A 6,000-nucleotide genomic window follows, 5' to 3' on the forward strand; every position below is an offset into this window, starting at 1 on the left:
ACGGTTCAGCCTTGCGGCTTTATCGTAGGCGCCATGACGACACTCTCCCGATGGACGGCCACCGCGCTCGTGCTGGGGCTGGGCGCGGTCGCTGCCAGCGCCGCGCCCAGCCGTTTCGAAGCGGGCGTGCTCGCTGAACTCAATCGCTTTCGCAGCGATCCCGCCGCGTACACCGATGTCCTGCGCAGCTATCGCCCGCGGTTCGAGGGCAAGCTGCTGGTCGCCGAAGACGATGGCGAAATCCACATCATGACCAACGAAGGCGTCGCCGCGGTTGACGAGGCGATCCGCGATCTGCGCCATGAAAAGCCGCTGCCGCGCTTGCAGCAGAGCGACATGCTGGCGCGCGCCGCCGCTGATCATGTCGCGGTCCAGTCGCGGTCGGGTGCCGTCGGTCACTACACCCGGGGCAATGGCCCGGGCGAACGCATGAAAGCGCGTGGCGGCGGCCCCTATGTCAACGAAGTGATCACCTATGGTCACCACAGTGCCGCGGGGGTGGTGCATCAGTTGCTGATCGACGATGGCGTTCCCGACCGCGGTCATCGTCACAGCCTGCTTCGCCCGACGCATCGCTACGCCGGAGTCGCGTGCGGGACCCACCGCGTCCACCGGACGATGTGCGTGATGCTGATGTCGCAAACCCCTGATGGGTCACCGCCACCGCCACCGAAACGACCAGCCGCGCCGCCGCCGCGCTGACCCGTTAACGATCGCGGGGCGGCAATTTCTTGTCGGCGATGCAGCGCTGGATCGGCAGCGGGGTCGCGGAATAGATACGCGTGATCCGGCCAGTGGGCTCGTCAGTCATCACCTGCATACAGGCGCAGCCATAGCCGTAAGACCCGTTGGTCTCGACCCAGCCTTTGGCTCGCATGTCGGGCAGCCTGTTCAAACCTGGCGCCTGATGGCCGCCCTGCAGGCCGATGGTCCATTGCCCGGCCGCGTCGGTGAGCCACCAATTGGCGGGGGTCGGATTATCGATCCAGCCGCACCGCTTTTCTGATCGCGGCGCAGCGGGTTTGGCGTCGGCCAGTTCGCTGTGGCCGATGAGGCCGATCGCCAGCGTCAGTGATATGGTGTGCAGCATTCGCATCGACATCTCCCGGGCAGGTGGCGACGGCAACCGAAGCACATCCTTCCCGCACCCTTCATGCCACGGACGGCTGCGATCCCAAATCGGTTGTGTGCACCGGTATGCCGGCTGCCGCCCGCTCCCGATGGGTGAAGGGAGCGGGCGTTGCCTGGATCAGTTGCCGACCGGCTGGTTGTCGGTTCGCCGCACGACGATCGTCGACGAGCGCGGCTGCTGCCCCGCCACCGGCCAGTTGCCCGTCGGATGCTGGATATTGACGAAGAAGGTGCGCAGGTCGGGGGTGTAGGCAAGCCCCGTGATCTCGCAGCCAAGCGGGCCGACGAGGAAGCGTTTCGACTGCTTCGTCACCTGGTCGATATAGAACATCGCATTGTGGCCAAACGCCTGGTCGATTGTCCGGCCCGACACGCCGGAATTTCCGGGGACGCTATGGTCGGTCTGCACCCACATCCGGCCCTGTGGGTCGATGCGCAGCCCGTCGGGGCTGGAGAAGGTGTCGCCGTTGATATTGCCGGTCAGGTTGCTGCCCCCCGCGGCCAGCGACGGATCGCCCGCGAGCAGGAAGATTTCCCAGCGGAAGGTCGTCGCCAGCGGCGAATTGCCCTGTTCGCTGAACTTGATGATGTGGCCGTGCAAATTGCTCACCCGCGGGTTCATCGGGTCGGTGACGCGGCGGCCGCTGTTGTTGGTCAGCGTCACGAACACGGCGCTGTTGTCGGGCGCGACGGTGATCCATTCGGGGCGGTCCATCACGGTGCCGCCAGCCACGCGTGCCGCCGACTTGCAGTTGATCAGCACATCGGCCTGGCTGTTGAAATTGACGATCGTCGGTGCCGGCGGGGTCGTGCTCTGGCTGGTGTTGCCGGGATCGGACGCTCCGGCGCTCAGGCCGTTCTGCCCGACAACCAGCGCGCGCCATTCGCCGGTGCCGTCGCCGTTGAAGCGCGCGACATAAAGCGTGCCGGAATCGAGCAGGTCGGTGTTCGCCGCGCGGTTCGTCGCGCTATAGGCACGGTCCGGCACGAACTTGTAAATGCACCCGGGGGTAGCATCGTCGCCCATGTAAAATGCGGTGCGGCGGTCGCTGTTTTCCATGAACGCGACATTTTCGTGGTCGAAGCGGCCCATGGCGGTGCGCTTGGTCGGCTGCGCCAGTTCGCGCCGCGGGTCGATTTCGATCACCCAGCCATAGCCGTTCGCGGGCTGGGTCGGGTCGAGATAATTGTCGGTCGACTCTTCGCAGGTCAGATACGTGTCCCACGGAGTCCGTCCACTCGCACAATTGTTGAGCATGCCCTTGATCGGTCCCGCGACGACGCTCGCGGCGGGTCCGCCGACGCGATAGCTGCTGTTGCCCGTATATCGGCGGTTGTACGTCGATCCGGCCTGCACCGCCCATTTGCCGTCGCTGCCTTTGGCGATTTCGACAACACTGATACCGACCGCGGATAGCACCAGCGCTTTCTGGTCCGCCGTCGCGGTCGCGGCGTTGTAGCTGCCTGACATCAAGATATTGAGGTCGGGATATTCGTGATTGATCGCAAGCAGCCCGCGGTTGTTGGCGTCGACCCCCGGAAAAGCGAAATATTCCATCCCATCATGATTGCCGCCGGCCCATTTCTCGGCAACCGCCGGGGTCGGGAAGCTGCCGGTGTAGGCGGCACCGCTTTCGACCGAATCGCCGGCCTTGAGCAGCACATCGACCGTATAGCCCGCGGGCACGGTCACCGCGTCATTCTGGTTCGCCGCGACCGCGGCAAAGGTCACGGCAAAGCTGGTGGCGGGCGGGGTCGGGGTCGGTGTGGGGGTCGGGCCGGACGTCGGGGGCAGCGTTACCGTGGGATCGCCGCTCGTATCGCCGCACGCCGCCAGCGCCATGGTCGGCAGCACCGACAGCCCGAGCAGGCCGTTTTTCAGCAGTGAGCGCCGCGTCGGATTGGCCGCAACGATCGCCTCCAGGCTATCGGGCGCCGGAACATTAGCAGTTTCGCCGCGATAAGGCGCGCGGGCTTCGTCGGTAAGATGTGACATGCAGTCCCCCTGTTTTCGGTTGAGCCCCGGACTGGCTTGTCCGGCTTTGGGTGGCGCACCGATGGCAGTGGGAGGTGTCAGCTCAATGGCTTCACCAAGTCAGAAAGGCAGGATTTGCATGACACTCTAATGACATAGCGGCGGTCAGTCGTGGACGGCCTTGATCAGCGGCCCCAACGCACCGCCGCCCAGCCATGCCACCTGCACCTCGGCGGAAACGCGATTGATCGCCTCCTGCGGCTTGTTGCCCGGATGGACGGCGCGGCGCAGCGGGCGCTTGCCCGCGGGCATTGCCATGATCTCGGCAATCGCGCGCGGGACGTCGAGCGGGTCGGCGCTGCGCCCACTGCCATCCTCGGTCCCCATGCCTTTGGTGAACGGCGCATAGGCTTCGAGCACCGCCGCATCGCTGCGCTGCTTCAGCGCGCCGGTATAGGCGTTGCGATTGACCCAGACCTTGGTCGGATAGCCGCCGGGTTGGATCACCGTCACCTCAATGCCATGCGGCACCAGCTCATAGGCAAGCTGTTCGGACAAGGCCTCGACCGCGAATTTCGTCGCCGAATAATGGCCACCGCCGGGGACGATCACGCGTCCCAGCTGTGACGATATGTTGAATATCTGTCCGCTCTTCGCGGCGCGCATCTGGGGCAGCACGGCACGGAGCATCCGCTGGATGCCAAAGACATTGGTGTCGAAGATCAGCTTGGTCGCTTCCATGTCCTGGACCTCGACCGGCCCGGTGATCCCGATTCCGGCATTGTTGATCAGCGTGTCGATGCCGCCACCCGCGATTTCGAACGCCTTGGCGGTCCCGCTCGCGACCGAGGCATCGCTGGTGACGTCGATTTCGACGATATGCAGGTCTAGCTTGTCCTTCGCGGCTTCGGCGGCGAGCGTTTCCGCTTCGGGCCGCGGCAGGCCGCGCATCGTGGCGATAACCTTGGCGCCAAGCCGGGCGTAGAATAGCGCACCGACCCGGCCAAAGCCGCTCGATGCACCGGTGATCAAGACGGTTCGGCCTTTGAGCGACGGCGCTGGCGCAGGGGTTGCGGCTTGCAGCAGGGCAGGGGCGGTGGCGGTCAGCGCGGCGGCTCCGGCAATGAGTTGGCGGCGGCTGGGCGTATGGCGGTTGGTCATGACTGGCTCCTCTCGGAACCATAATGCCCTAGTTGGCATCGGCTGCCAAATCGGCGGCTTTGAGGTGGGCGGCTGGCGCCGCCGATCCTCCCCGGAACGGGGAGGGGGACCAGCGAAGCTGGTGGAGGGGCACCATCGGTTTGCCTTGATTCAGAGATAGTGCTCCGCGGCGAGGTTTCCGGAAAAGCGTGACCCATCCGGTCCAGCGCCGCGTAAACCGCCTGTGCCCCTCCACCACAGCTTCGCGGTGGTCCCCCTCCCCGTTCCGGGGAGGATCTCCTACGTCCACAATTGGTCGTTTCGAGCCACTGCCTATCGCTGCAAACGCAGCGCCAAGTCGCTCTGAAAACGAACGTCATTGCCGTCCGCCAACCACTTCGCTTCGGCCGCGATCGCGCCGAGCAGGTCGATGAGTGGCTCCATTTCGCTCTTGTGATAATTGCCCAGCACATGGCCGGTGACGCGGTCCTTGTGGCCCGGATGGCCGATGCCGATGCGGACGCGGCGAAAATCCTCGCCGATGTGCTGGATCATGCTGCGGATGCCATTATGTCCCGCCGCGCCGCCGCCGCGCTTGACCTTCACCTGCATCGGCACCAGGTCGAGCTCGTCGTAGAAGACGGTGACGTCGGGCGCTGTGAGCTTGTAGAAATCCAGCGCGGCGCGCACGCTGCGGCCGCTTTCGTTCATGAAGGTGCCGGGTTTGAGCAGCAGGATGCGCTGCGATCCGATGCGTCCGTCCTGGATCCAGCCTTGGAATTTCTTCGCGGGCGCCGGGAAATCATGGACGTTGGCGATGACGTCGGCGGCCATGAAGCCGACATTGTGGCGGTGCATCGCATATTGCGGACCGGGATTGCCGAGGCCGACCCAGAGCTGCATCGAAAAATCCCCTCCACTTTAGGGGAGGGGCAGCGAGACTTGGCAGCATACTGCCTAGTCGCAGCGGGGTGGGCCATCGGCCTCGCGCTGCCCCGCAAAACCCCACCCCAACCCCTCCCCTGAAGGGGAGGGGCCAAGATGGTTAGCGTTTAGGCTTCGTCGCCTTCGGCAGCAGCTTCGCCGCCATCGACCGTCGTGTCGCCTTCGCTCGACTTCATCGCCGAGGGGGCGACGATCGTGGCGATGGTGAAATCGCGATCGGTGATCGCGCTTTCGCTACCCTTGGGCAACGTGATCGCGCTGATGTGGATCGAATCGCCGACATCATAACCGGTGACGTCGATTTCGATGTCGTCGGGCATCTTGTCGGCGTCGCAGATCAGTTCGAGTTCGTGGCGGACGACGTTGAGCACGCCGCCGCGCTTCAGGCCGGGCGAGGCTTCTTCGTTGATGAACACCACGGGCACCGCGACCTGGACTTTCGAATCCTTCGAAATGCGCAGGAAGTCGGCGTGGATCGGACGATCCTTGACCGGGTGGAAAGCGACGTCTTTGGGCAGCGTGCGAATCTGCTTGCCGCCGACGTCGATCATCACGACCGAGTTCATGAAGTGACCCGTCATCAACTCCTTCATCAGCAGCTTTTCTTCGACGTGGATCATCAGGGGTTCTTCTTTGCCGCCATAGACAACGGCGGGGACGCGGCCATTACGACGCAGTTCACGCGAGGCTCCCTTGCCTCCCCGATCACGCGTCTCGGCCGACAGCACCAGCTGGTCGCTCATCATTTTTCTCCGAGAAAAGTTTCAAAGTCCGCCACGCCTCCAGGGATGACCATGGTCGGAAGCGGC

6 protein-coding genes are annotated in these 6,000 nt (G+C 64.5%); 1 reads left to right on the plus strand and 5 read right to left on the minus strand.

What is annotated here, in order from left to right:
• Positions 1-33: 33 nt before the first annotated feature.
• Complete coding sequence (locus tag VGN68_RS18150) at positions 34-702, plus strand: CAP domain-containing protein (RefSeq protein WP_327478744.1); 669 nt, start codon at positions 34-36, stop codon at positions 700-702.
• Between the two features lie 4 nt (positions 703-706).
• Here VGN68_RS18150 and VGN68_RS18155 read toward each other — a convergent pair whose 3' ends face one another.
• The 5 genes from VGN68_RS18155 to VGN68_RS18175 all read right to left on the minus strand — a co-directional run bounded on the left by VGN68_RS18155 (position 707) and on the right by VGN68_RS18175 (position 5,934).
• The gene (locus VGN68_RS18155) at positions 707-1,096 is read right to left on the minus strand and encodes a DUF4087 domain-containing protein (protein WP_327478746.1); all 390 of its coding nucleotides are present in this window, start codon (positions 1,094-1,096) and stop codon (positions 707-709) included.
• A 153-nt stretch (positions 1,097-1,249) separates the two neighbouring features.
• Complete coding sequence (locus tag VGN68_RS18160; protein ID WP_327478748.1) at positions 1,250-3,127, minus strand: PhoX family protein; 1,878 nt, start codon at positions 3,125-3,127, stop codon at positions 1,250-1,252.
• A gap of 144 nt (positions 3,128-3,271) precedes the next feature.
• Positions 3,272-4,267: an SDR family oxidoreductase gene (locus VGN68_RS18165; protein ID WP_327478750.1), complete on the minus strand. Its 996-nt coding sequence runs from the start codon at positions 4,265-4,267 to the stop codon at positions 3,272-3,274.
• A 312-nt stretch (positions 4,268-4,579) separates the two neighbouring features.
• Positions 4,580-5,149, minus strand: a complete 570-nt coding sequence (gene pth / locus VGN68_RS18170) for an aminoacyl-tRNA hydrolase (RefSeq protein WP_327478752.1) — start codon at positions 5,147-5,149, stop codon at positions 4,580-4,582.
• A gap of 149 nt (positions 5,150-5,298) precedes the next feature.
• Positions 5,299-5,934, minus strand: a complete 636-nt coding sequence (locus VGN68_RS18175) for a 50S ribosomal protein L25/general stress protein Ctc (RefSeq protein ID WP_327478754.1) — start codon at positions 5,932-5,934, stop codon at positions 5,299-5,301.
• Positions 5,935-6,000 lie beyond the last annotated feature (66 nt).

This window comes from Sphingopyxis sp., from assembly GCF_035998965.1.
In the GTDB taxonomy this organism is placed as follows: Bacteria; Pseudomonadota; Alphaproteobacteria; order Sphingomonadales; family Sphingomonadaceae; genus Sphingopyxis.